25 protein-coding genes are annotated in these 23,868 nt (G+C 37.0%); 4 read left to right on the top strand and 21 right to left on the bottom strand.

From position 1 onward, the window contains the following. Positions 1-25: 25 nt before the first annotated feature. From NSQ74_RS14195 to NSQ74_RS14175, 5 genes are all read right to left on the bottom strand, one after another. Complete coding sequence (locus NSQ74_RS14195; RefSeq protein WP_340824145.1) at positions 26-742, bottom strand: toast rack family protein; 717 nt, start codon at positions 740-742, stop codon at positions 26-28. A 216-nt stretch (positions 743-958) separates the two neighbouring features. Continuing rightward, entirely contained in the window at positions 959-1,861 is a 903-nt protein-coding gene (locus NSQ74_RS14190; protein ID WP_340824144.1) for a hypothetical protein, read from the bottom strand. Then, positions 1,845-2,378: a sigma-70 family RNA polymerase sigma factor gene (locus NSQ74_RS14185; protein WP_340824143.1), complete on the bottom strand. Its 534-nt coding sequence runs from the start codon at positions 2,376-2,378 to the stop codon at positions 1,845-1,847. The genes NSQ74_RS14190 and NSQ74_RS14185 overlap by 17 nt, the downstream gene beginning before the upstream one ends. A 175-nt stretch (positions 2,379-2,553) precedes the next feature. Further along, the gene (locus NSQ74_RS14180; protein WP_340824141.1) at positions 2,554-4,374 is read right to left on the bottom strand and encodes an ABC transporter ATP-binding protein; all 1,821 of its coding nucleotides are present in this window, start codon (positions 4,372-4,374) and stop codon (positions 2,554-2,556) included. Further along, positions 4,371-6,104, bottom strand: a complete 1,734-nt coding sequence (locus tag NSQ74_RS14175) for an ABC transporter ATP-binding protein (protein ID WP_340824140.1) — start codon at positions 6,102-6,104, stop codon at positions 4,371-4,373. Before NSQ74_RS14175 ends, NSQ74_RS14180 begins: the two co-directional genes overlap by 4 nt. A 312-nt stretch (positions 6,105-6,416) precedes the next feature. On the opposite strand from NSQ74_RS14175, the gene NSQ74_RS14170 reads away from it, so the two are divergent. Then, positions 6,417-7,430 carry an ATP-binding cassette domain-containing protein gene (locus NSQ74_RS14170; protein WP_340826466.1) on the top strand — a complete coding sequence of 338 codons (1,014 nt, stop codon included), beginning with the start codon at positions 6,417-6,419 and terminating at the stop codon, positions 7,428-7,430. Further along, positions 7,427-8,242: an ABC transporter permease gene (locus tag NSQ74_RS14165; protein WP_340824139.1), complete on the top strand. Its 816-nt coding sequence runs from the start codon at positions 7,427-7,429 to the stop codon at positions 8,240-8,242. Before NSQ74_RS14170 ends, NSQ74_RS14165 begins: the two co-directional genes overlap by 4 nt. 181 nt (positions 8,243-8,423) lie before the next feature. On the opposite strand, the gene NSQ74_RS14160 is transcribed toward NSQ74_RS14165, so the two are convergent. From NSQ74_RS14160 to topB, 14 genes are all read right to left on the bottom strand, one after another. Beyond that, positions 8,424-9,110: a hypothetical protein gene (locus tag NSQ74_RS14160; protein WP_340824137.1), complete on the bottom strand. Its 687-nt coding sequence runs from the start codon at positions 9,108-9,110 to the stop codon at positions 8,424-8,426. Further along, positions 9,107-9,601: an ECF transporter S component gene (locus tag NSQ74_RS14155; RefSeq protein WP_340824136.1), complete on the bottom strand. Its 495-nt coding sequence runs from the start codon at positions 9,599-9,601 to the stop codon at positions 9,107-9,109. Before NSQ74_RS14155 ends, NSQ74_RS14160 begins: the two co-directional genes overlap by 4 nt. A 61-nt stretch (positions 9,602-9,662) precedes the next feature. Further along, the gene (locus NSQ74_RS14150; RefSeq protein ID WP_340824135.1) at positions 9,663-10,055 is read right to left on the bottom strand and encodes a bifunctional adenosylcobinamide kinase/adenosylcobinamide-phosphate guanylyltransferase; all 393 of its coding nucleotides are present in this window, start codon (positions 10,053-10,055) and stop codon (positions 9,663-9,665) included. Then, the gene (locus tag NSQ74_RS14145; protein WP_340824134.1) at positions 10,007-10,603 is read right to left on the bottom strand and encodes a histidine phosphatase family protein; all 597 of its coding nucleotides are present in this window, start codon (positions 10,601-10,603) and stop codon (positions 10,007-10,009) included. The genes NSQ74_RS14150 and NSQ74_RS14145 overlap by 49 nt, the downstream gene beginning before the upstream one ends. Continuing rightward, entirely contained in the window at positions 10,576-11,352 is a 777-nt protein-coding gene (cobS, locus tag NSQ74_RS14140) for an adenosylcobinamide-GDP ribazoletransferase (protein WP_340824133.1), read from the bottom strand. The genes NSQ74_RS14145 and cobS overlap by 28 nt, the downstream gene beginning before the upstream one ends. Positions 11,353-11,461: 109 nt before the next feature. Continuing rightward, a complete protein-coding gene (locus NSQ74_RS14135; protein WP_340824131.1) occupies positions 11,462-12,037 on the bottom strand; it encodes a bifunctional adenosylcobinamide kinase/adenosylcobinamide-phosphate guanylyltransferase in 576 nt (191 codons plus the stop codon). Positions 12,038-12,050: 13 nt separating this feature from the next. Further along, positions 12,051-12,659: a histidine phosphatase family protein gene (locus tag NSQ74_RS14130; protein WP_340824129.1), complete on the bottom strand. Its 609-nt coding sequence runs from the start codon at positions 12,657-12,659 to the stop codon at positions 12,051-12,053. A 5-nt stretch (positions 12,660-12,664) separates the two neighbouring features. Then, on the bottom strand, positions 12,665-13,750 hold the full coding sequence (locus NSQ74_RS14125) for a pyridoxal phosphate-dependent aminotransferase (protein WP_340824127.1): 1,086 nt from the start codon (positions 13,748-13,750) through the stop codon (positions 12,665-12,667). Next, positions 13,737-14,693, bottom strand: a complete 957-nt coding sequence (cbiB, locus tag NSQ74_RS14120) for an adenosylcobinamide-phosphate synthase CbiB (RefSeq protein ID WP_340824126.1) — start codon at positions 14,691-14,693, stop codon at positions 13,737-13,739. Before cbiB ends, NSQ74_RS14125 begins: the two co-directional genes overlap by 14 nt. Then, on the bottom strand, positions 14,690-15,373 hold the full coding sequence (locus NSQ74_RS14115; RefSeq protein ID WP_340824125.1) for an adenosylcobinamide amidohydrolase: 684 nt from the start codon (positions 15,371-15,373) through the stop codon (positions 14,690-14,692). Before NSQ74_RS14115 ends, cbiB begins: the two co-directional genes overlap by 4 nt. 299 nt (positions 15,374-15,672) lie before the next feature. Then, positions 15,673-15,855, bottom strand: coding sequence for a hypothetical protein (locus NSQ74_RS14110; RefSeq protein ID WP_172771863.1), 183 nt, complete (start codon positions 15,853-15,855; stop codon positions 15,673-15,675). A 235-nt stretch (positions 15,856-16,090) separates the two neighbouring features. After that, the gene (locus NSQ74_RS14105) at positions 16,091-17,449 is read right to left on the bottom strand and encodes an aspartate kinase (protein ID WP_340824124.1); all 1,359 of its coding nucleotides are present in this window, start codon (positions 17,447-17,449) and stop codon (positions 16,091-16,093) included. Between the two features lie 605 nt (positions 17,450-18,054). Then, entirely contained in the window at positions 18,055-18,969 is a 915-nt protein-coding gene (locus tag NSQ74_RS14100) for a class I SAM-dependent methyltransferase (protein WP_340824123.1), read from the bottom strand. A 156-nt stretch (positions 18,970-19,125) separates the two neighbouring features. Continuing rightward, positions 19,126-21,258 carry a type IA DNA topoisomerase gene (gene topB, locus NSQ74_RS14095; RefSeq protein WP_340824121.1) on the bottom strand — a complete coding sequence of 711 codons (2,133 nt, stop codon included), beginning with the start codon at positions 21,256-21,258 and terminating at the stop codon, positions 19,126-19,128. A 316-nt stretch (positions 21,259-21,574) separates the two neighbouring features. Between topB and NSQ74_RS14090 the strand changes: the two genes are divergently transcribed. Further along, the gene (locus NSQ74_RS14090) at positions 21,575-21,841 is read left to right on the top strand and encodes a hypothetical protein (protein ID WP_340824120.1); all 267 of its coding nucleotides are present in this window, start codon (positions 21,575-21,577) and stop codon (positions 21,839-21,841) included. Between the two features lie 255 nt (positions 21,842-22,096). After that, positions 22,097-22,495 (top strand): glucosamine 6-phosphate synthetase, encoded by a 399-nt coding sequence (locus NSQ74_RS14085; RefSeq protein WP_340824119.1) that lies wholly within the window; start codon positions 22,097-22,099, stop codon positions 22,493-22,495. Positions 22,496-22,573: 78 nt separating this feature from the next. On the opposite strand, the gene NSQ74_RS14080 is transcribed toward NSQ74_RS14085, so the two are convergent. Both NSQ74_RS14080 and NSQ74_RS14075 read right to left on the bottom strand, forming a co-directional pair. Next, a complete protein-coding gene (locus tag NSQ74_RS14080; protein ID WP_340824118.1) occupies positions 22,574-23,104 on the bottom strand; it encodes a GNAT family N-acetyltransferase in 531 nt (176 codons plus the stop codon). A 202-nt stretch (positions 23,105-23,306) separates the two neighbouring features. Further along, entirely contained in the window at positions 23,307-23,816 is a 510-nt protein-coding gene (locus NSQ74_RS14075; RefSeq protein WP_340824117.1) for a hypothetical protein, read from the bottom strand. Positions 23,817-23,868 lie beyond the last annotated feature (52 nt).

Below are 23,868 nucleotides of genomic sequence, written 5' to 3'. Positions count from 1 at the left end.
AATTTTAAAGAAATATAGAATGTACTTATTTATCCAATTTAAATGTAATATCGCCTACGCCAATTTCAGAATTTATGTCTAGTATAACGTCTGCTTGTTCATACGCTTCATTGACATAAACCCCTTTCCCTTTAGCAATAAAGCCCTCAAGATTGATGGAGCCAATTCCTTTTTCAGTTGTAATTTTTACGCCGACTTTTGAAGGTAAAATAACCGTAGTTTGACCAACACCCGTTTCAATATTCGTTTCAAAGCTTTCTTTCCATTCACCACCTAGATCCACGTATAGATCTCCTACACCCGTTTCAATATCTAAGTTTTCAAGCTTTAGACCTCTTAAATCCAGCCTTGCTTTTGATGCACCTGTCTCTACTGAAAGATCCATCGGTATATCTTCATTCAGTTCGATATCCCAAACGTTTTTTATATTGCCAATTCTAACTTTAGTAGATCCTTTATGCTCAATGACTAAATCACCGGTTTTCCCGCGTTGTTTGTAGTGTACTTTTGGCGCTAATTTTTTTATGTTATATTGAGCGCTTCCTTCCATCCATTCCGTTGCACCTTTTGCAACTGTCATTTCACCGACACCAAGATTAATTTCTACATTTAATTTCTTCGCATCATCCTTTTTAACCGAAAAAGTATCTTCTTTTTCTTTCTCGGGAACAAAAGAAGAACAACCAGTTAAAACTATTAACGAAGCGCTAACCATTAAAGCAAAGCATAAAAATTTTTTCACTTTTATTTCCTCCCACTATATATTCTTCCATTAAATCCATTTTATCTGAATTAGGAAATATAAAAACGACCTTTAGCTTTAACTTCGACTAAGACCTAAGACGTAGCTATCTGCTTTTACATTCCCATCCATCTATATGCTGCTACTTGCAAAAGTTGAACCCTTCATCTTGTCACTTTTGCAGTGTTCAAGAAGAAGGGTTCAGTAAATGTTTAGCTATTCACTGTCTGGAGCAATATAAATGTCTGTTTGTTCATATAAATCGTCAACAGTACCGTTTTGGTGAACAGCTCGTATTGTGACGGCTGATAAATCGACATTCGAGTGGTAAGGTACTGCAACTAGTTGTGCACGATTAGCATTTACAGCCAATTCAATCTGTTCGTCATTGATGTTTATGATTAACTTTTTAATGGTATTTTGCTTCACAAGCGGAATTACAATATGTTGAATGTTCGGTACCGCCATAACTTGCATTGTGTCGTCCGAGTTCAAAAAAAAGTGATCCAATTTATAACCTTTACTATCATGCTTGAAAAAAGCAATGCCTTGCATACTAGGTGTAGAAAAATAACTCATACGATATTGATTGATGGTAATCGTGTCAAATAGACGTAAATCATCGGTATTTCCTATGGGCCATACCCCTGATTGCAAAGTATTTACGATATCGGCTTCATTTGCTACATAATAGCGATAGCCAATGCGTTCAGACATATTTCCAACAATTGTTATTATAATGATTGCACAAAGCAACAACCACCATAGCCACTTTTTACGTAGCGCATAGAGTGCAAAGCAACCTGAAATAGCAATTGCTACTACCCCAGCCATCATCCAAGGTTGCTGAAGAACTGTATAGTCTTTTTCCTTACCAGATTTTTCGGAGTACAATGCAGAGCCAGATATTACAGGCATATCGGGTGATATTTGTTCGATTTTAAATAAAAGTACATCTAGTCCTATAACCAGACTTACTGTTAAGAATACAGTTAATAAAACAGGGGTTAGGGAGCTTTTTCTTTGCTGATGGATTTTTCGAAAGGTTTTTGTTTGATTGTCCATTGAAAACGTACCTTCTTTATAGACAGTATTAATAGCATTACGAATCTGATCCATATTCAAACCCCTCCTCTTGTAATGTCAGGCCAATTAATTGACGTGCCCTTCTTAACCTTGTCTTAACTGTATTTTCTTTCATCTTTAACGCTTCAGCAACTTCATTTAACGATAATTCTGCAAAGTGGAATAATAATAAGACATCCTTGTATTTTGTAGGTAGCTTTTCAATGGCAGCAATTAACATACTATCGGACTCATTTGCAAGCACTTGAATAACTGGATTCATTTCATTTCCAGTTAATTTATTCCAATAATCAATTACTTGTATTTTTTTATAACGCCAACTAGATAAATAATTATGACAATGATTAATAGCAATACGATATAAATACGTTTTTACAGATGCTTCTTCTCGAAACTGGTCCATTTTTTCATAATATTTTACAAATGTATCTTGCACTAAATCTTCGGCTACTGCCCAGTTTTGTACATATGTATAGCACACGCGCACTAAGTAATCGCCATACTGTGTCATCGCTTTTGATAAACAAGCATCCTTCTGCGCTTTTATCACTTTGCTCGCCCTCCATCCATGAAGCTTCGTGATTGCAATTGTGCAAACCTTATAACAGAAAAATATTTTTATTTTTTTCAAAATGTAACGTGCAACACAATTTGTAGTTAGACAATCAGACAATGGAAAAAGTTTCATGAAAAAATAAATATTTTCTCATGAAACTTTAAATGTTTTATAAGCTTAGCTCATCTTTTTCTAAAAGTAGCTTTTGCTGTAGGTTTCTGTATATTCCTTGTTTTTGCATTAGTTGCTGATGGTTACCTTGCTCAACAATTTCGCCTTGTTGAATAACTAAAATTTGATCGGCGTTTTCAATTGTTTTCAGACGGTGTGCAATCACAAAGCTAGTACGACCACGCATTAAATGCTGTAATCCTTTTTGAATATCGACCTCTGTTTGCGTATCTACGCTAGATGTCGCTTCATCCAATATTAAAATATCAGCATTTTCTAAAATGGCACGAGCAATAGCTATCAGCTGTCGCTGTCCTTGACTTAAATTAGCTCCACCCGCCTGTACAGCTGTATCATATTGCGCTGGTAAGTATTTAATAAAATTATGCGCATTTGCAATTTTAGCGGCTTCCTCCACCTCTGCATCAGAAGCATCTAGCTTACCAAAGCGAATATTTTCGCGAATAGTACCAGTGAATAAATAAGTATCTTGTAACACAACACCAACGCGCTTACGAATTGTTGCCATTTTATAGTCCTCGATATTATGACCATCAATAAGAATCTCACCTGCATCCACATCATAAAAACGTGTTAGTAAGTTAATAATCGTCGTTTTCCCTGAGCCAGTTGGACCAACAAGTGCAATGGTGTCTCCTGCCTTAGCATGAAAATTAATATTTTTTAGTATTGGCTGATTTGGCAAATAGCTAAAGGAGACGTTTTGAAATGCGACTTCCCCTTTTAAGCTTCGACTATCAATTGCATCCTTTTTATCCGCTACTTCCGATGGTTCGTCTAAAATTTCAAATACTCGTTCTGCCCCCGCAATCGCCGATTGGAAAGTATTCAATAAATTCGACAGCTGATTCAACGGACGGAAAAATTGACGCGTGTATGTGACAAATGCAGCGATTATCCCGACGGTCACTACCCCTTTCACCGCTAAAAATGCCCCAGTACCGATTACGACTGCTAGCCCTAAGTTATTCATAAAGTTATTGATTGGTCCTAATAAGCCTGAAGTAATTTCTGCGCGTTGTGCTGAGTCGCGTAGGTTGTTATTTTGTTTACGGAAAGATTCAATCGTTTGTTGTTCTTTACCGAAAAGTGTAAGTACTTCCGCTCCCGTAATCATTTCTTCAATCGTTCCATTCAGTTTTCCTAAATCACGTTGACGAGCCGCATAGTTTTTACTACTACGTTTGACAATTTGCTTTGTTGTGAAAACAATTAAAGGAATAATAATTAGTGTCACAATGGCTAACTGCCAGCTAAGTGAGAACATCGCAATGCTAACACCGATTACTGTTAAAATGGAAGATACGATTTGGGTCACACTTTGTGCTAATGCTGTATTTAAGTTATCAATATCATTCGTTACACGGCTCATTAAATCACCAAGTGCACGTTGATCGAAAAATTTCAGTGTTAATGTTTGAAGTTTTTTAAATAGGTCAAGGCGTAATGTACGTATTGTCTTCATCGCCACTTGAATCATGACATATGTTTGTAGCCAAGTGAAAATCGATGCTACCGTAAAAATACAGGCTAGCACAATACCAAGTCGAATCGTACCAGCGACTTGTTTTTTCATAATATAATCATCAACAATATGTCCGATCAAATAAGGTCCTGCCAAGCTTAAAAATGTAGAGGCGATGACGAAAAATATCGAAAAGAACAGCCCTACTTTTTGTTGGCTGACATATTGCCATACACGTAATATTGTGTTTTTTTGGTTTTTTGCCTTTTCAGCAGGTCCACCCATACGTGGCCCACGTCCAAAATTCATTTGCTTTGGTTGATTTTGACTCATTGTTGTTCACCAGCCTTTTGCTGTGAAGCGTAGATTGCTTGGTAAGGTTGGTTACTTTGTAATAATTGCTGATGCGTACCTTGACCAACAATTTGGCCATCCTCTAACACTAAAATAAGATTTGCCTGTTGAATAGAAGTAATTTTCGACGCGACGATAAATGTTGTTGTTTCTTGAAAATGTTCGCTAATTGCTTGCTGTACATGCTTTTCAGATGCACTATCAAGGGCGGAGGTTGTATCGTCTAAAACTAATATTGCTGGCTTTCTTACAAATGCCCGTGTCAGTGCTAATCGTTGCTTTTGGCCACCCGATAAATTCGTTGCACCCTGTGATAGCACATGCGCCAGTCCTTGTTCAAGCTTATCAACAAATTCAGATGCACAGGCTGCATCCAGTGCCTGCTGTAATTCATCATTTGTCGCTTCTTCCTTACCAAGGCGTATATTTTTTTCGATTGGTCCAGAAAAAAGTAAGGCTTTTTGAGAGGTAAAGCCGATATGTTCACGTAGCGTGTGTAATGCATATTGATTGAGCGGCTTGCCATCCAGCAGAATAGTACCACTAGTCGGGTCAAAAAGACGCGGTAATAGCTTTACAAGTGTCGATTTCCCACTACCCGTTTTACCAATTAGCCCTACGGTTTGACCCGCCTTTACAGAAAAAGTAATATTTTTCAGCACATCTTCTGACGTTTCATAGTAACGGTAGCTCACATTTTGAAAGTCGATTGTTCCTTGAATTGACGAAGTAATCGGCTGCGCTGCTTCTTGCACCGCTACTTCCTTGTTTAGAACGTCGACAATACGCTCGCCAGATGGAAGTGCACGAGCAATTTGCATTAAGACCATACTAGAAGACATAAGCCCATTTAAAATAATCGTTAAATAGTTAATAAAAGCAAGTATTACACCGACTTGCAACGTGCCTGCTTCAACTTTAATAGCACCAAGCCAAAGTGCAGCAACAATTCCGAGGTTCACTACAAACATTGTAAATGGTACGAGTACACCGACAATTTGTTCTGCTGTAATAAAACGTTTCGTAAGTGTGTCATTAAGTCCCGCGAATTGCTCTACTTGATGCTTTTCACGACGAAAAGCCTTTACTACACGAATACCTGCTAAATTCTCCTGTAGCTTAGTATTAACGCCGTCAATCGCCTCTTGTACTTTACGATATAAAACACCTGAATACTTAGTGAAAAAATACATTGCGATGATTAAAATCGGCACAATTACGAGCAATATTGAAAATAACTCGCGAGCCGTCACAAATACGATGACAACCGCACCAATAAATAATAACGGTCCACGTACAAAAATACGTAGCGTCATCATAAACGCACGTTGGATGCTTTCCACATCACTTGTTAAAATTGTAATTAGCTTTCCAGTAGTAAACGCATCCCTTTCCTTTGCCGAATACGTCATCATTTTCTCATATAATGACTGACGTACATCTGAGGCAAAGTGAATGGCTGCTTTGGAGCTATAAATTGAGCATCCAAGCCCCCCTACTAATCCAAGGACGGCACTCATAAGCATAAATAAAAACATTTTAAATACATACGGATTGTCATTATTCGCAATTCCCGTATCGATCATATGTTGCATAATGGTTGGCTGGATTAAATCCATCGTTACCTCAAGCACCATTAAAATTGGTGCAATCAATGTAAAAAATTTATAGGGCCCTAAAAAGTGCCCTAACTGTCTAACTGCCTGCATTCTTTCGTCTCCGTTCCTTGTAAATCACATTCGATATTCATTATAACTGAAAATCATTCCTAAGTGCCAGGCACTCAAACAATTTTGAATTTAATAGCTTTGCTAATATATTTTTTATGAAAATAGAAACAACAAAATTAATTCATCCTCAATATTATTTCTCAGTTAATATTCAGTTCATAAATTTATTGTATTATCCGTTTATGAACATTTTTCTAAAATGATAGCTAGAAAAGAAAGTCATTTGCTATGAAAATTCATTACAATGCAACATTTATGAAGAGCATGTAAGGAGGAATAATTTTGAAAGAAATGAACAACAGAGAAGGAATATTGCGCAATCCAGAATGGGCCATTGAGGCAAAGGGTTTAGTTAAAAATTTTGGCGATCATCGTGCTGTTGACAGTATAGATTTAAACGTACGCGCTGGCAGTATATACGGTGTGCTTGGTCCAAATGGGGCAGGCAAAACAACAACAATTAGAATGCTCGCAACCCTTTTACGCGCGGATGCTGGTTCAACACGCATCTTCGGCTATGATGTGGTGAAGGAACCACATATTGTTCGTCAATTGATCGGGGTGACAGGTCAATATGCTTCAGTAGATGAGTCGCTTAGTGCTACAGAAAATTTAATTATCTTCTCTCGATTACTTGGACTAGGGCGAGCTGATGCACGAAAAAAAGCTGCCGAACTATTAGAAGAATTTGGTTTAACAGATGCTGCAAAACGTCCACTAAAAAATTTCTCTGGAGGTATGCGTCGAAGATTAGATTTAGCTGCAAGTCTCATTGCTCAGCCTCCATTAATTTTCTTAGATGAACCGACGACTGGATTAGATCCACGAACACGTAATCAAATGTGGGATACCATTCGTCGATTGGTCGATATGGGCTCAACCGTACTTTTAACAACCCAGTACCTTCAAGAAGCCGATGAACTTGCGGACAGAATAGCTGTTATTGATCATGGTCGAGTAGTTGCTGAAGGAACGGTCGATGAACTAAAAGCGTCAGTCGGTACTTCATCACTGCATTTAAGTATTCAAAATCCAAACGATATTAGTGATGCTCGTCAAATAATTGAACATGTACTAAAAGTTCCTTCAACGATAACTTCTAATATTGGAAAGATAACCGCTCCGATGACGAATGCGGACCTCGTTACAGATTTACTTATTGCGCTCAGACAAAAAGGAATCTTGTTAGACGAAATGAGTGTGCAAAAGCCAACTTTAGATGAGGTATTTCTAACGATTACTGGCCATGGTGTTCAGGACAATGCTTTTTCAGAGGCTAATGAGGTAGGAGATGCAAAACGATGAAAAATTCAATAATAAAACAACATAGCGGACGCCAGCTGCCCAACAGAACGAGCTTACGTCAATCAATAAATAATTCATTAACAATGGCTTATCGCGGCATTTTGAAAATCAGACGCACACCTGAGCAATTGTTTGATGTAACACTACAGCCTATTATTTTCACTTTAATGTTTACGTATATTTTTGGTGGTGCCATCTCTGGTGACGTTCAAAGTTATTTACCAGTTATTATTCCTGGTATTCTAGTTCAAACAGTTATTACGACCTCAATCGTTACTGGTGTTCAATTACGAGAAGATATGGATAAAGGAGTTTTTGACAGGTTTAAATCTTTACCGATTGCACGTATTGCACCATTGGCTGGTGCGTTATTAGCTGATACGATTCGATATACAATCGCAACTGTCTTAACCTTTTCAATGGGTTATATCATGGGATATCGTCCAGAAGGTGGTTTAGGTTTTGTTGTGCTAGCAGGTCTTCTTGTCATTGTATGTGCTTGGGCTATGAGTTGGATTTTTGCCTTCTTTGGTGTAATTGCACGAACTGCTTCCAGTGTACAGGGGATTTCAATGCTCGTTTTATTTCCGCTGACGTTTCTGTCGAACGCTTTTGTACCAGCTGAAACATTACCGAACTTCTTGCAATGGTTTGTGAAGATCAATCCTATATCGCATCTAGTCACTGCAGTTAGAGAACTAACTAATAATGGAACAGTCGGTTGGGATTTAAGTGCGTCCCTTATCGGTGCTGCAGTTATTGTAGCAATTTTCGCACCAATAACGGTCCGCGCTTATATGCGCAGAACTTAAAAATATTTGTATAAAGTATACTCAAACAGGCTTCTGTAGCGTAAAAATCCACTTTACTTTACGCGAAGTACATTGCCGCAACCCTCCCTACTGTACGGGTTGCGGCTTTACATTTTGTGCTTACCCGCAGTAGACTTCATCGATTTTAACTTACAAATTAATACTAACCGACTACGAATTTTCAGAATTGTTTGAGTGACTGGCACCTCTCAAAATTTCGAGTAAACAATTTTTGCGCTAATTGCTCTTTTTCGGGGTTGATACCTAATAATATAACTGCACAAGGTCCTGCTGATTTTTCGATATCCAACGAACTTTTTACTTGGTGATGACCAAAAAGTCGTGAAAATTCTGCTTGTAGTCCTTGCGACCCTACCGGCCAAACTTGTTGCACAATTTCTTCACGCCATGCACGAAATATTGGCTGGAGCTGAGCAACATCTTCGGGTTGTTCAAGTATTTCTATGCCTACGAGTGGTAGTCCATATGTGTACCAACTCAGATGATCACGATCAAACGGTAATCTTTTTTGTACTTCACCTAGCATTGTAATAGATAATCCAGATTGCAATGTGGGCATATTGGATTCTGAACTCCCCTCTATTGGAGGACAGCGTAGCCCTACTTCTTCAAAAACTTGTCCAATTCCTGCGACATAGCGAGTCCATGATGTATCACCCGAAAAGTTAGCGAGAATTATGTGCATAGGTATCGCTCCTGCTGCAAGTTGCTCTAAAAAAGTAACACGCGCTGTTAAATATGCTGTTAACTTATCGGGGGCAAATACGATATCTTGTGATTTTTCACCAATCGCTGCTGCATTGTCGGTTGTGGCAATAAGTTCCCCTACTTTTACTGCATTTCTCAATTCACGCGCCCCTCCTTACGGACAAACACTTTCGAGAGAATCGGCATGACAACAGCGACAATAATAAGATTGATGACTGTTGCCATAAAAATACTGGCTAATGAACCCCAGAAAAACGCTGGGCTTATAATGAAATAAAAAGGGATTGGTGCAATGACACCATTTAGTAAAAGTGCTACTGGCCATTTCCAAAAATGCATGCCTCTTTTATGCATTACACCAAATATCCACACGACAATAAACATTTCAATAGCAATAATAATATGCAAGGGTCCATATGGAAAACCAGAAGTCATCGCTGTAATAACATGACCGATTAACCCTGCCACTCCTGCTAAAACAGGTGATAAGAACACAATACTCAAAAATGCTGGTGCTGAGTCTAATGCCGCCGTTGATACAAATGACGGGATTTTAATGACTGCACCAACAGCACAAATCGCCGCCACCATGGCAGTTAGTGTTATATTCATTAATTTTTGTCGATCCATTCCATTTCCCCTTTTCTAAAAATAGTGAATGCCCCTCTCGGGAATGTATCTAATCTTTTGATTATTTTATACGTTCTGCAATGCCATACCAAATGCGGTCAACTTGTTTTGCTTCTGCAAATAACGCCTGATACAAACGACCACAAGTGTCACGCAATAGCCGTGACTGTTTTTCCATTGGCACTACACCACGTCCCATATCGGTTACAATAATATATAACTGACAGCTTTCTTCAAGAATTTTAAGCTTCGCCATAATATTTTTGACAATCACTTCATCTTCCTCAAGATTTTGCTTTACCAGCCAGTGTTCAAGATTTTTAATAATTAACGCATCACATGCCGGTGCAACCTCTGGAATAACCCCATTCATCAACGCCACTTCCTGCTCCTCAAGCAATTGAGTCACATAGGCGGTTTTTCCGTTATAGGCCCCTCCGATAAAGACATGCATCTTGCTCCCTCCTTCCAAGCCGCTTTGGAAAATGTTAACGTAAATACCCGATCATGTGGAACTTGATACGACCAAAAAGACTTTTGCTGTGGCGCAAATGCTACAAGTAACGCTCGTACAACCCCACCGTGCACGACGAGATAGTAATCGCGTTCATCTTTTGGCAATGCTAAAAATCCAGCAATCACCCGATCACAAAACAAATCAAAATGTTCTCCGTTTGGTGGTGATATACTAGTCGGATCATCTAGCCACGTACAGTAACGTATGTCCGACTTTAATTCATCATATGTTTTACATTCAAAATCACCAAAATTTGACTCCCGAAATCTTGCATCTGCAATATAGCTAGCATGTGGAAAATAACGAGAAGCCGTTTCTTGACACCGACGCAAATCACTGCCATATACCTTTTTTATAGCTTCATTAAGTATAGGAAGCGCTGCAGCATTTGCTAATGGAGAATCTGTCCAGCCAATATAACGCTTTTCCAAGTTTTCTTTAGTTGGTGCATGCCTCATTAAGCGAACAGTAACAATGTCACCCATAGCACAACCTCCATTCCTTCAATTGATGCTCCAAGCAAGTCACCTGATACACCGCCAAAATTGCGCACTGTAAATTGACGAAACAATAAAAAGGCAGTGACAATAACAGCAATAAGCACGAATGGTAAACTTGAAAAGCCTACTACAAAAAATACGCAACAACTTGCAAATACAAGCGTCATTATCATTAAACTGGCCAATACACGATGGTTCAGTTGTGTTTTAAAAAAATAGGCTAAACCTTTTTCCTTTGAGCACTTTAAAGATAGAAAATAGAAGCTCATCCCCACACGTGTCAATAAAGGTATAAAAACGAGCATCCACAATGATAGTTTGTTCTGTACAAAAAGCTCATGAAGGACAACGAATTTTCCTAACACTAGAAATAAGACAGACAAAACACCGAATGCGCCTACCCGTGGGTCATCCAAAATTTCAAGACGCTTTTCACGATCTCGATACGAAAAGTAGGCATCACCCATATCGATAAAGCCGTCTAAATGCAAGCCCCCTGTAAAAAACGCAAACAGTCCGACAATCAAAAATGTTAATAGAACATCACTACTAGATGTCCATTCTGTTAAACTAAAGATTGTCGCTGCAACGACAGCTCCCATAAGCGCACCAATCCATGGTAAAAAGGAGAACATTCCCGTAATTGTTTTTTTAGATAGAGGAATCTCTTTATGTACAGGCAAAACCGTAAAAAATTGAAATGCGAGCAATATGCTATGCCAAATAGTTTTCATTGCCTTGCCTTCTTTCTTTTAAGTTATCTTCAATTATCTTGTAACAAATTAATATAGAAATTTCTTAACTAAGTTATTTGCTGCTTTATACTTCCATATAATAACTCACTTATTTCCATTTCTTTACGATACCATAATTTATCTCATATGCCTCATGTGCGACAGAAACGAACCATTGATGTAAGCTACCGAGCATTTGTCGGTACAATTCGACCTCTTCATTAACATATGGAGGCTCATCAAAAAGTTCATTGGAAACGACAAAAAGCGTCACCCTTTTGTCAAGTAACGTTTGCACTGAACTTTTCATAATTCTCAGCTTTTCTTCTAAACAACCTGGCTTTTCCACACAAGGTGTGCCACGATCAAACCCCTCATAAAAGGCATTTGTCAGCCAAGTCGTTACACAGTCCCAAAGTACGACATCGCCATCAACTAAATTATTGAAAACATTCTGTATTTCATATGGGGCTTCAATCGTATGCCACGCAATCGCTTGTTTTAGTCGATCAGACTGGTGTCGAGCTATCCGTTTTTCCATTTCAATGTCCATTGCAACACCAGAAGCTATATAAATAAGTCGTTTATTCAATAAATAATTATTTTGGTAGTGTAAAACAGCTGCTTTTTCGGCAAAGTGAGACTTACCACTGCGGACACCACCTGAAATAAAAATTAACGGCACTGTTCTCACCTCTCTATTGTAAATGTTGTGTACTACCAATTACCTTGATATGCCAACTTTCTTCTAATCGGTCTACAATCGTTACACTAGTTCCTTCGATGTATGGTGCAGACCATAGCTGATCAATGCCACGACCTAATATTGCATTTATAATGCATTTAATCGTAACAGCATGTGACACAATTAAAATATGTTCATGTGGATAGATTTTCGCAATATTTTTTAACGTATACATGGCGCGTTCTGTCACTGCACCAAAACTTTCAGTATGCGTCGCGACGAATTGTGCTGGATAATTCTTATACAGCTCATAGTCAAATCGATTTGTTTCCATAATATCCTCAATAGTTTGCCCTTGCCAATTTCCTAAAAAAATCTCACGTAAGTCGTCCTCGTAGTGAATCGCAAGCGTCCGACCAGCAGTTAAATAGCGCGCTGTTTCTTTCGCACGGTCACTGGTACTACTATACGCAACTGCAAACGGAATATCTTTTAATTGTTCTGCAAGTTTTTGGGCATGCAAAATGCCCATTTCTGACAAAGGTGAGTCTAACCACCCTTGTAATCGATGCTCTTTATTCCATACTGTTTCCCCATGTCGAACTAGATAAAAAGTCGTCACTTTTCTCACCCCTTATTTGCATTAAACCACGCTTGTAAACAGTTTTGTAAATAGGTCATCGCCGTTACATCCTTTATTCCGATGCGGAACCATGCCCCATTTAACCCCATAAAGTTCTTTGTATGACGCAGCACAACTCCTTCAGCTAAACAATAACTAAAAAATGTATCTGCTTGCATATTTTTCGGCAATGAAAAACAAACATAATTCGTAACACTATTCGTCACCAAGCATCCATTTTCTGTTAAAAACTGCTGTAACCATTCCCTTTGTTTTGTTGCATAATTAATTGCTTGTTGACAGTATTCATGTTCATCCAAACAACCTGCTCCAATAACGAGCGCAAATGCATTGAGATTCCAATGAGATAGCATTGCTTTTAACTCATAAATAATAGTTTTATTCGCTATTAAATAACCTAGTCTTAATCCAGGTATTGCATACATTTTCGTCATAGATCGAACGACAATTACATGCGCATTATTAGCAACATAGTCAATTAACGAATGTGTTTCACTGACCCAGTCGATAAATGCTTCATCAAAAACGAGCTCACAATCTACTTCCGCTCCATAAGCTATTAAGCGTAGTAGTTCCTCTTTCTTTGGTAATACACCTGTTGGATTATTAGGTGTACAAATATATAATGCATCTGCAGTGACCATTTCTTGATAAAGAAGCTCCATCGGTAATGTATATTGAACAAAGTCCTCGACAACAATCGACACGACGTCCGCCCCTGCTGCTTTTAATGTTCTTTCGTATTCAGAAAATGTCGGATGCACGACAAGTACACGCTTATTTGCATAGCGTCTTGCTAAAACACTGAATAACTCTGATGCCCCATTACCTAAAACGATAGAATCTTTTTCAATATGATGAAATTGAGCCACCTTTGTTAAAAAAGGCTCTCCATCTGGATCTGGATAACGCTGAATTAATGGATAAAATGTGCGCCAACGTGCCTCAACAAATGTAGGCGGCCCTGCAGCATTTACGTTTTCACTAAAATCATAAACTTCTGTAGGCATAGTTAGCCCGAGCTGTTGATAGACATTTTGCGGATTTGCTCCATGATTAGGTAATTGCAAAAATTAACACCTCCATTGCTAACATAACGAGCGTAAAGAGCAATGTAGCTACACGCATATGAATAATAGAAGTTGCAATATGCTCCTTCGTTAACGGTACTAATTTTTCACCCATTGTCGCTCTGTATGATGCAATTCCTTGATATGTATTTTTTCCACCTAGTTGAACCCCTAGCTGTACCGCTGTTGCTGCTTCCAAATAACCACTGTTTGGACTTGGATGTTTTTTTGCATCCTGTGCCCAACGTCTTAATCGTTTGCCAAGCGTTACAGATGTTTCATTTTTTGTTCCAAGTACCATCAATAATCCTGTTAAACGACTTGGAATAAAATTCAATACATCATCAAGCTTTGCTGCAAACATACCAAAATCTTTGTATTTTTCATTTTTATAGCCAATCATCGAGTCCAGTGTATTTACCGCCTTATACCCCCATAAGCCAATGGCACCAAATAAAAATGCATAAAAGAGCGGCGCAGTTACGCCATCACTTGTATTTTCAGACACGGTTTCTACAACGCCACGAACAATTTCATCCTCATCAAGTTGCTCGGTATCTCGTCCGACAATCCACGATAACTTCACACGTGCTTGTGCAAAATCTCCCTTTACGAGCGGTTCATAAACAGCTAATGCGGCTTCCTTTAAGCTGCGTTGAGCCAAACCAATACCTATTAATAATCCCTCTACTAGAATACCAAACACTATGCTCACTTGATAGCTGAGTATTAAAATAACTGTGACTACAAACATCGTCGTACCTACTACAGCAAGCGCCATGACCATGCCACGTACCTTTCGCATATTGCCCTTATTCCACAATGCGGTTTGCGCTTGAATAAGCTTACCTATCCAGCGTACAGGATGTGGCATTTTTGGAGGGTCCCCGACAACTAAATCAAATAGTATGCCAATAATACAGGCGATTACTAGTGAAATCATAGAGGATTCGCCTCCTTCTCTTTTTTATATTTTTGAATGGCCTCTCGCATCGTTTCATAAACACCATGGCCAATAATTTTCCCTAACATTGTAATAGGGCCAGCATATTGATGGAAATCGCCCTCTTCTGTAGACGCAATTAGCAAGCTATCAGTTGACGTACCAGTTGCTTGCGTACCCGTTGTAGGGTCCGTAATATTTTCATCTATAAGTGCCTTAACTTTTGCCTCTGTTGTTGAAATCATCGCTTGAAACAATGCCTCATCTGATAGTTTTCCATTAATCAGTACCCAAGTATTAATGGTTCCTGCGTGATACTGCTCTTGTCGATGAAATGCACGCGTAATATCGACTGCATTTCCTAGTCCCGCTGTAATCATCACGACAAGATGAATACCCTCATATGTAAATTCTCGTATCGTCGCAAAACGTGCATTAACTGCTGTCATCATCGCAACGGTATTGGTAATAGGATAGCCCTCTAATTGCAAAAAGCTTTGTAACTCTTGATGTGGTTTTCGTTCATCGTAAGTTATCGGCACTGAGCGATTTAGCAGATGCGTATAAAAGCCAAAGCCTGGATTATGCATTGCAGAGGATACGACTTTCATCGGTGTTGCTGTTTGAATTGCAACATACTGATCCATTATTTTAATATTGTCTTTACGTACTATCGTCATCTACTCACCTCCTAAAATATTTTATGGAATAGGTTGATTATCCACATCACCGCCTATACGTAGTAGCCCGAAGCTTCTATAAAAACCCTTTTTACGAATAGAGGCAAATAAAAAAACAAATTCTTACTAAGAAGAATTTGTACTGTTCATTCTTTAATTATGAATACACTGCAAATTTGAACCTTCTGAATTTTTTGTATAGTATAGAATAACAACTTCATCGTACTGAAATTATTTATTTTCTTTGAAATTGTATCATAACTTTGTAGTTTGCAACATTCATTTTCTTGATATTTTTCTTATTGCTTTTGTTTTAAATTTTTAAATCGAATAATTGATCCGGCAATAATAAAAACCCAACCAATACCGACAAAAACAACTTTCATTGATTTTGTTGATGCTGGTAATATGTCCATAATTGTTAAACAGACAAATAAAATCCCTATAACAGACAAAATCATCCCCATTGAAAAACTTTTCAAAATTATGCCCTCCTATCTATGTACGCACTCGATTTTACAGCATTACTGCATAAAAGAAAACTCTATTCCTTATAGTATTGTTAGAAAACATTAAAATCATCCATTGTGAAAGTCACACGATAAAATGAAAGAGCTGCCTCCTAAGCTATGAATTCATAGCTTAGTGGGACAGCTCCTTTTTATGTTTAGATAATTTTATAAATGGTTTTTGATAAAACTATCGTATATTGTCCACTCATGCTTGCACTTGTGCAAAAAATTCTCCATATAATGCTTGTAAAATTCGGTTTTCATATTCTTGTAGTACACCGAATACAAGACTTACTTCAGACGAACCTTGGTTTATCATTTCAATATTTGCTCCAGTTTTTGAAATCGCTGTTGCTGCACGTGCCGCAAGACCTGTATTATTACGCATACCTTCCCCAACAATAACAATCATTGAGAAACCATGACGCATTTGGACATCATCTGCTTGCAATTCATTTTTTACACGCGTCAATATACGCGCTTCATTTTCTGGTGTTAGTTGATTAGATCGCATAATAACAGAAATATCATCTAAACCAGATGGAGTATGCTCATAAGAAATATTCTCATCTTCTAAAATTTGTAGAAGTTTACGACCGAACCCTACTTCACGGTTCATTAAATATTTTGACACATATAACGTTGAAAAGCCACTGTCTGCCGAGATACCTGTTACCGGGCGACCTGTAGCTGGACGACTCGGTACAATTCGAGTACCTGGGGCTGATGGATTATTTGTATTTTTTATGTTAACTGGCACCCCAATCTTATAAACAGGCATTAATGCTTCATCATGGAAAACAGAAAAACCTGCATAGGATAATTCGCGCATTTCGCGATACGTAATTTCTTTAATTTCAACTGGATCATTCACGACTTTCGGATTCGCGGAAAATACACAATCCACATCCGTAAAGTTTTCATAAAGCTCCGCTTCAATAGCTGCTGCTAAAATAGAGCCTGTAATATCCGAGCCACCGCGATCAAACGTACGCAATATGCCCGCTTTAGTGTAACCGAAGAAACCCGGGAAAACAATAACTTCTTTTGTATCTTTTAAAGGCGCTAAATTTGAATATGCTTCAGGTAATGCGAACGTACGCTCAGGTAGATCATTGACAACCAAACCTTCTTTTGGACTTACATAACGTGCGGGCATACCGATAGAGTTAAAATATGCAGCGATAAGCTTGGCGTTGTTATCTTCTCCAGCTGCTTTTAAGCTATCAATAAATAATTCTTCGTTCGAAACATCACCAAGCACACGTTCACGTAGGTCTTCAGCAATTACGTCACAAATAGTATTATCCAGCTGTAAACCATCTGCTATTGACTTGAAACGGTTCACTACTGTCTGTAATTTTTCTTCTGTATTTTCATTTTTCAATGCCGCATTCGCTAAATCAATTAATAAATCAGTTACTTTTATATCATCACCAGAACGTTTTCCCGGTGCTGAAACGGCTACGATTTTGCGCGCCGGATTAGATTTTACAATGTTTGCTACTTTTTGAATTTGTTCTGCACTTGCTACAGATGTTCCACCAAATTTACATACGATCATATCTATCAAATCCTAACCTTTTAAAATAATGTATTCCTCCAAAAAACAATTGAATGTACACAGTGTACAAATTATCGTTCTCTACGTCAATACAATTTAAAAAATTCACGCAATTTATCAATAGAAAAATGGACAATTTTCGCACTGTTTGATTTATTATACGGATTTCGAAGGAAATAGTTAAGGTTTTTATTAAATTTTTTCGTATATATTACATAATCATAAAAAATTTCGCTTGAACTAGCTTAATTCAGCTAGTTCATCTGGTAGCTCTAGCTCGTCTCCTTCTTCAAATATAATTCTATAGCTTGCTCCCTTTGCACAGCTAACTGTACTTGATTACTTCTTTACAATGGAGAGAATACTTATTCCCATTATGATATGCGGCAAAAATCATTATGTTTGTGTTATTTGATAAAGAATTGGGTGGTAAATTGCAAAATGCCACCCTACAAAGGATGGCATTTTCAATGGTTCGCTCTGACTTATACCCACTGTCTCAAAATGTAGCTTGCTTTTCTTCTATATAATGAAGGAAACGCTTTCTTTTGATAATCCTTCCATAAAAATATACATAGGTAAGGATTTCAACGACTAGGTGGGAATTAGTTTTTTACTGCATGTATATAGTGAATCGTTTCAAACGCTTGTAAATGATCATCTCGATTAGCAAAATACTGATTTTGAATTTCTTGAGGTGATAAGTGTTCATAAACTAACAATTGTTCTTTCGAAAGTAATATTTCTAAATCTACTATGGAAGTTGCGTATTTCATTTGTTCTCCAGATGCTTTAGCCATTTGTATCATGTTTTGTACACGATTGAAAATGCCAGCCTCTGTAAACAATCGCTCATCGGCAAAATCAAATATAATCGAACTACCTTTAGGCAAGTTTTTAAAAAACAAGCTTAACAATTGCTGGAACACATCTTTTGTTAAATAATACGTGACACCAAGCAAACTAAATACCGTTTTCTTCGATGAATCAAATCCTGCTGCAACTAACTCTTCTAATGAAAGCTCCTTCATGAAATCCATTGCTACAAAATTTAAAAGTGGCGGAATTGTATGACCTGCTTGCTGTAAACGTTCTATTTTAAATCGTTGAGTAGATGGGTGATCCACTTCAAATATAGTAACGTTGGTCAATGAGTCGTGACGCCAAGCAAACGTATCTAAACCTGCACCTAAAATGACATATTGCTCCGCACCAAGTTGGCATTCATGCAATACAACATTTTCTGCATATGCGGCTCTCGCAAGTGGCGTTGGTGAGAGTTGAATTTGTGTAACCCACTTTAATATTGCATCTTGTTGATTTTTTAGCTTTTCAGCCATATTTGAACTAAAATAAGCAATGCCATTAGCCATATTTGTTGATATTGCTTGAAATTCTTCTGGTAATAGGAAATCTTGCGCGATATAATCATTGAAAATAATTGGACGATCTTCTTTCACGTGATACGCTCGGCTAAATGCAGAAACAAGAGAAGTTAGACTTGATTCATTATTTTTCACAGTAAACACTCCAATAAAAAAAGATTCCCCTGGCCAGGAGAATCTCATTCTATCACTTTAAATTACAGATGTAAATTATAGCATAAAAAGATTTTTTTGTCAAATATACAGTCCTATCATCTGCTCAAATTGATAATTTTGGCATCTAGATTGCCATTATTTATTTGTCTTAAATTCAAACTCAATTTTGCCTTCGACGAAACGAAGTGCGGCACTGAACTGTTTTCCACTTTTAGCTTTAAATCCTTTAATCTCTGTCGTTTGACCACTAGTACATAAATCTCTAATATTTTTCTCCGTAAGCTTTTTCCCTAATAATCTTTCTGGAAAAGTTTGTTTACAGCCACTTTTATACTCTGAGCAGCCATAAAATTTCTTACGTAAGCTGATTTTACCGACTTTGCATGTTGGACACGTTACGATATCTTTTGCAACAGGGTTTGTAAACTGCTCAGCTTCAATCGTTAACGTGTTAATTTTATTTGGCACTTCACCGATTAGCTGCTGAATAAATTTGCCAATATTATCGATAAAATGTTTTGCTGATCCTTCCCCACGCCCTATTTTTTTTAAATAAATCTCCCATTTAGCTGTCATAGAAGGACTAGAAAGCAATGTTCCTTCAATCGCTCTGCACAGTAGTTTTCCTTTAGGTGTGATGCTTACAATATTTTTCCTTACTTCAATAAATCCATGCTTTTTAATCGTCTCAATAATGCCACTTCGAGTTGCCTCTGTTCCAATACCTTCAACAGAATTTAAAATTTCAATTTCTGTCTCATCTTCAACCGATTTACCACATGTTTTCATCATGGTGATTAACTGCCCTTCCGTATAGGGCTTTGGTGGAGTTGTCGTGCCTTCTATAATTTCGACCTTGCTTTGTACAATTTCGCCTTGTGTCACAACAGGTAATACCTCATCGCGATTTTGCGGCTCCTTATCAGCAGTGAAAAGCGCTTTCCAACCCCTCACAAGCTCTGTTTTCCCCACCGATTTAAATTCTAAATTTTTCACAGTTGTTAAAATTGTTTTTTCATCATATTCATAATCTTGATGAAACATTGCAAGTGTTGTATTTAATATTTCAAAATAAATATTTCTTTCATCTACAGCCATCGATTGCAACGCTTTTTCTGTTGGTACCTTTTTCGTTGGAATAATGGCATAGTGTTCACCTACATTTGAACTGTCAACATAACGTTTATTTTGGGCTCTTACAACAGGTGCGAATGACTGTTGAATGAGTTGTTGGTATTTTTGCAACGAATCTTTTAAATAATCGTATTCATTGTGCGTAATAAGCTGGGAATCTGTACGAGGATAAGACACTAGCTTTTTCTCATACAATGACTGCGTAAGCTTCAACACATGTGCTGGACTATATTTCCAGCGTTTATTTGCTGTTGCTTGCAACGTTGATAACGCATGCAATTTTGGTGGCTGGATTCGCTTCGTCTTATTCGAGACATTTGCAATTTGACCACTATCAATTGGCTGAATACCGTGCTGCATCAACAATTGCTCTACTTCTTCTCTAACTTTTGATTTAATTTTCGCTTTGCCTTTATACATACCATTTTGGGCTTTAAATAGACCCTCAATTTCATAAAAGTTCTCAGGTTTAAAATTCTCAATTTCTTGTAATCTTTTATAAATCAAATAAACTGTAGGTGATTGTACACGCCCAATTGATATGCTACCTTTAAAGCCCTTCTTTTGAAGAAGTAGTGTATATAAACGACTACAGTTCATACCAACAAGCCAGTCACTAATTTGACGTGTTTTTGCTTCTTGATACATTAGCATATCCCGTTCGTTTGTTTGCATATTTTGGAAGCCTTTTCGAATCTCATCGACCTCTAAAGAGTTAATCCATAAACGTTTTACAGGCTTTTTTACTTTCGTCATTTTATAAATGGAATAAAAAATATTGGATCCTTCACGCTCCGCATCACACCCATTATAAATCATTGTCACTTGTGGATCGTGGAATATTTTTTTAATTGCATTAAACTGTGTGTCCATATTACTAACAACTTTATCTTCATATTTTTCTAGGATAATCGGCAGTGAATCTAATGACCACTTCTCCCATTCCTTTTTATATTCCTTAGGTTCCTTTAATTCGACGAGATGACCAATCCCCCAACTAATAACTGCTCCATCTGGAAATGTAGCACATGGCTCTAACTCTATAAACGTTTTCTCTTTATGTTTAATTTTAAATGCATCAGCATAAGCTCTTGCCTGCGATGGTTTTTCAGCTAAAATAGCAATTTTACCCATTAAATAATCACATCTTCTTTTAAATATTTGAATAGCGTTTTTATAAAAACGGAAAACTCAACTAATCGGATTAGTTGAGTTAATGAATACCCTACCACTATTTTACTTTAAACAATATAAAATATCTAATGTCTTCGTACTCGGAACACCATTCATCAAATATATAATTTTCACTAGCAAATTAATAGGATTCCCAACTATCGCTTTGTTTTATTAATTATCAAGAGGTACGCAACGTTTTCTACTCCAACTAACGAAACATGATTGCGGAAAAATAGTGGAAACATATGGTAGAATTATTAAAAGGGGGATAGTTATGTTTTTCTTTAATAAAGAAGATGTGTATATTGGATATTCAATGGAAGAATTATCAAAGGTAAGAGCCATCTTAAACAGTGAAGGCATAAAATATACCTATAAAGTAGTTGACCCCTCAACACAATGGATTGGACATGGTACTAGGAGAGGTAACTATGGAAGTTTTGGAATGAACAGTAATTATGACAATCAATATATTGTTTCTGTTAAGAAAAAAGACGCAGAGCATGCGAAATATTTTGTTCATCGTGCTTTGCATTCTTAAGTTTTATTTTTTAACAGGGTGCTAAAGAAAAAGGGTTCCATCTCATTTGAGATGGTCTTTTTATTTACAAGATGAAGCTAGTAAAAAACGGAAAAAACCTAATTGTCTGTTTAATTTCACTTTTGAGGAAAACATCTTCTCCCCCCACTTCAAGTTACAGTCAACAAGAAAAAAGGTTAACCTAGAAAATATTATATTGAGCTAGCAAATAAGAGTGCCGAGATGATAAAATATAGGTTATAAGGGGGATGAGAAATGGGGAAATTGAGTAAGCGTAATATTTTGTGGATAATTCCAATCGGCATTTTAGGGCTGTTTTGGTATTTTTACGGTCCACAAAAAGATATAACAGATAATGAATATATTACATATGTCAAAAACTATTCAATTGAAAATAGTAACAAATCATTAGAAACAGCTTTTGCATCATCTTGTCAAAATCCATATTGGCTATATTTTGAAACACAAAAGGGACAAGATGTTGTGGAATTCAAAGGGGATTGTCCTATCAACAACAAGGATGCTAAAGTAAATGTTCAATTTTTAGTAGATCCCAGCATGACAAATGTGAAATATGGTGCCATGTTAGTCGATAACAAAATGCAAGAAGAATCACATCGAGACAACTTTCTATTAGCTTTGACTAAAGACTAAATGAACAATAGACTCACTTGAGTCCAAGCTCACCTTGAAAAGGTGAATTTGGGCTCGTTTCTTTCATCTGGATAATTATTAATTATCTTTAAAAATCGCATATACGTATGTATCATGTGGTTTTCCTTGCTGATACATATAATCTTTTAAAATTCCTTCATTGTGAAAACCCATTGTCGTTAGTAATTGTTTCGATGCCACATTTTCGATAAAAACAATTGCCCCAATCCGATTTAGCTCCATCTTGTCAAATCCATAAGACAAAATTTCGGTAATAGCTTCTTTCGTATAGCCCTTTCTCCAGTAATCAGGATGAATTTCATAGCCAACTTCTGCCCGCTTATGATTAGGTGACCAAGCATTGAAGCCAATTGTGCCAATCATACCTTTCGCTTCTTTTCTTTCTATCCCCCATCGAATGCCTCTCTTTTCCTTGTAGCTTTGTGAAAAGGATTCAATTAGTTTTTCAGCTTGTTCTATTGTCTTAAATGTATCTATTCCATAATATTGTGTAACATGAGTATTTGAAAAACAGCGTAAAAGGTCCGAAGCATCTTCAGACGTTATTTCTCTTAATATTAATCTTTCTGTCTCTATAATCGGAAACATGTAACTCCTCCTTTATCCTAACCTTAATTCTTCAAATTTCGTAAAAATTCCTTCTTCCAGAACTTTTCTTTTAAAAAAATGAGGATGCGAAAACAAATGATAGTATTGATAGTAACACGTATGTACTGGTGAAAAATTAAAAATAGCATACTAGAACTACTCCTAGTATGCTAAATTCACTTATTAATTTTTACGTCCCGTATTATTTAAAATAATAGTTTATTGCCTCATCAGCAGAATGGAAAATATTATTTTGATTGTTTTTATAAATAAGCTTCGTGGCTCGACAAGCATTTTGGAGATTTTTCGCTCGATTTAACTTTTCAGTTACTTGATCTAAAGCCGATGAAAAGCCATCTTTGTTATATGTAATGATTTGTTGGGATTGTTGAGATTCAATGTCCAACATAATCGATAACTGATCTTCTACATAATTATTTAAATTAATAAAAATACATTCCTCTAAGTCTTTAGAATGCTTGTCGATAGTAATAAACGCTTGCTTATATTGTGCATTTAGCTTTGATGTTGTCACTGTCACTTTAAATCCTTGGCTTTCTAAATGCTTTTTACTACATTCGAAAAAATGCTCAACTTCAGAGGAGATTTTTGGTTCAACAATTGTTATTTTTAATTCATCACAATTTTGATAAATTGCATCGATTTCTTCCTGTTTCTCTACTAGTAATTTAAAATTTGAAAGTAAATACATCTTAAATCCCCCTTTTTACTATAGTCGGCAAGGGAATCGTTTTTTAATCATG

It is taken from the genome of Lysinibacillus sp. FSL W8-0992 (genome assembly GCF_038008685.1).
Taxonomy (GTDB): domain Bacteria; phylum Bacillota; class Bacilli; order Bacillales_A; family Planococcaceae; genus Lysinibacillus.
Note: the sequence above shows the minus strand (reverse complement) of the source record. Positions and strands in the feature narration are given on the sequence as shown.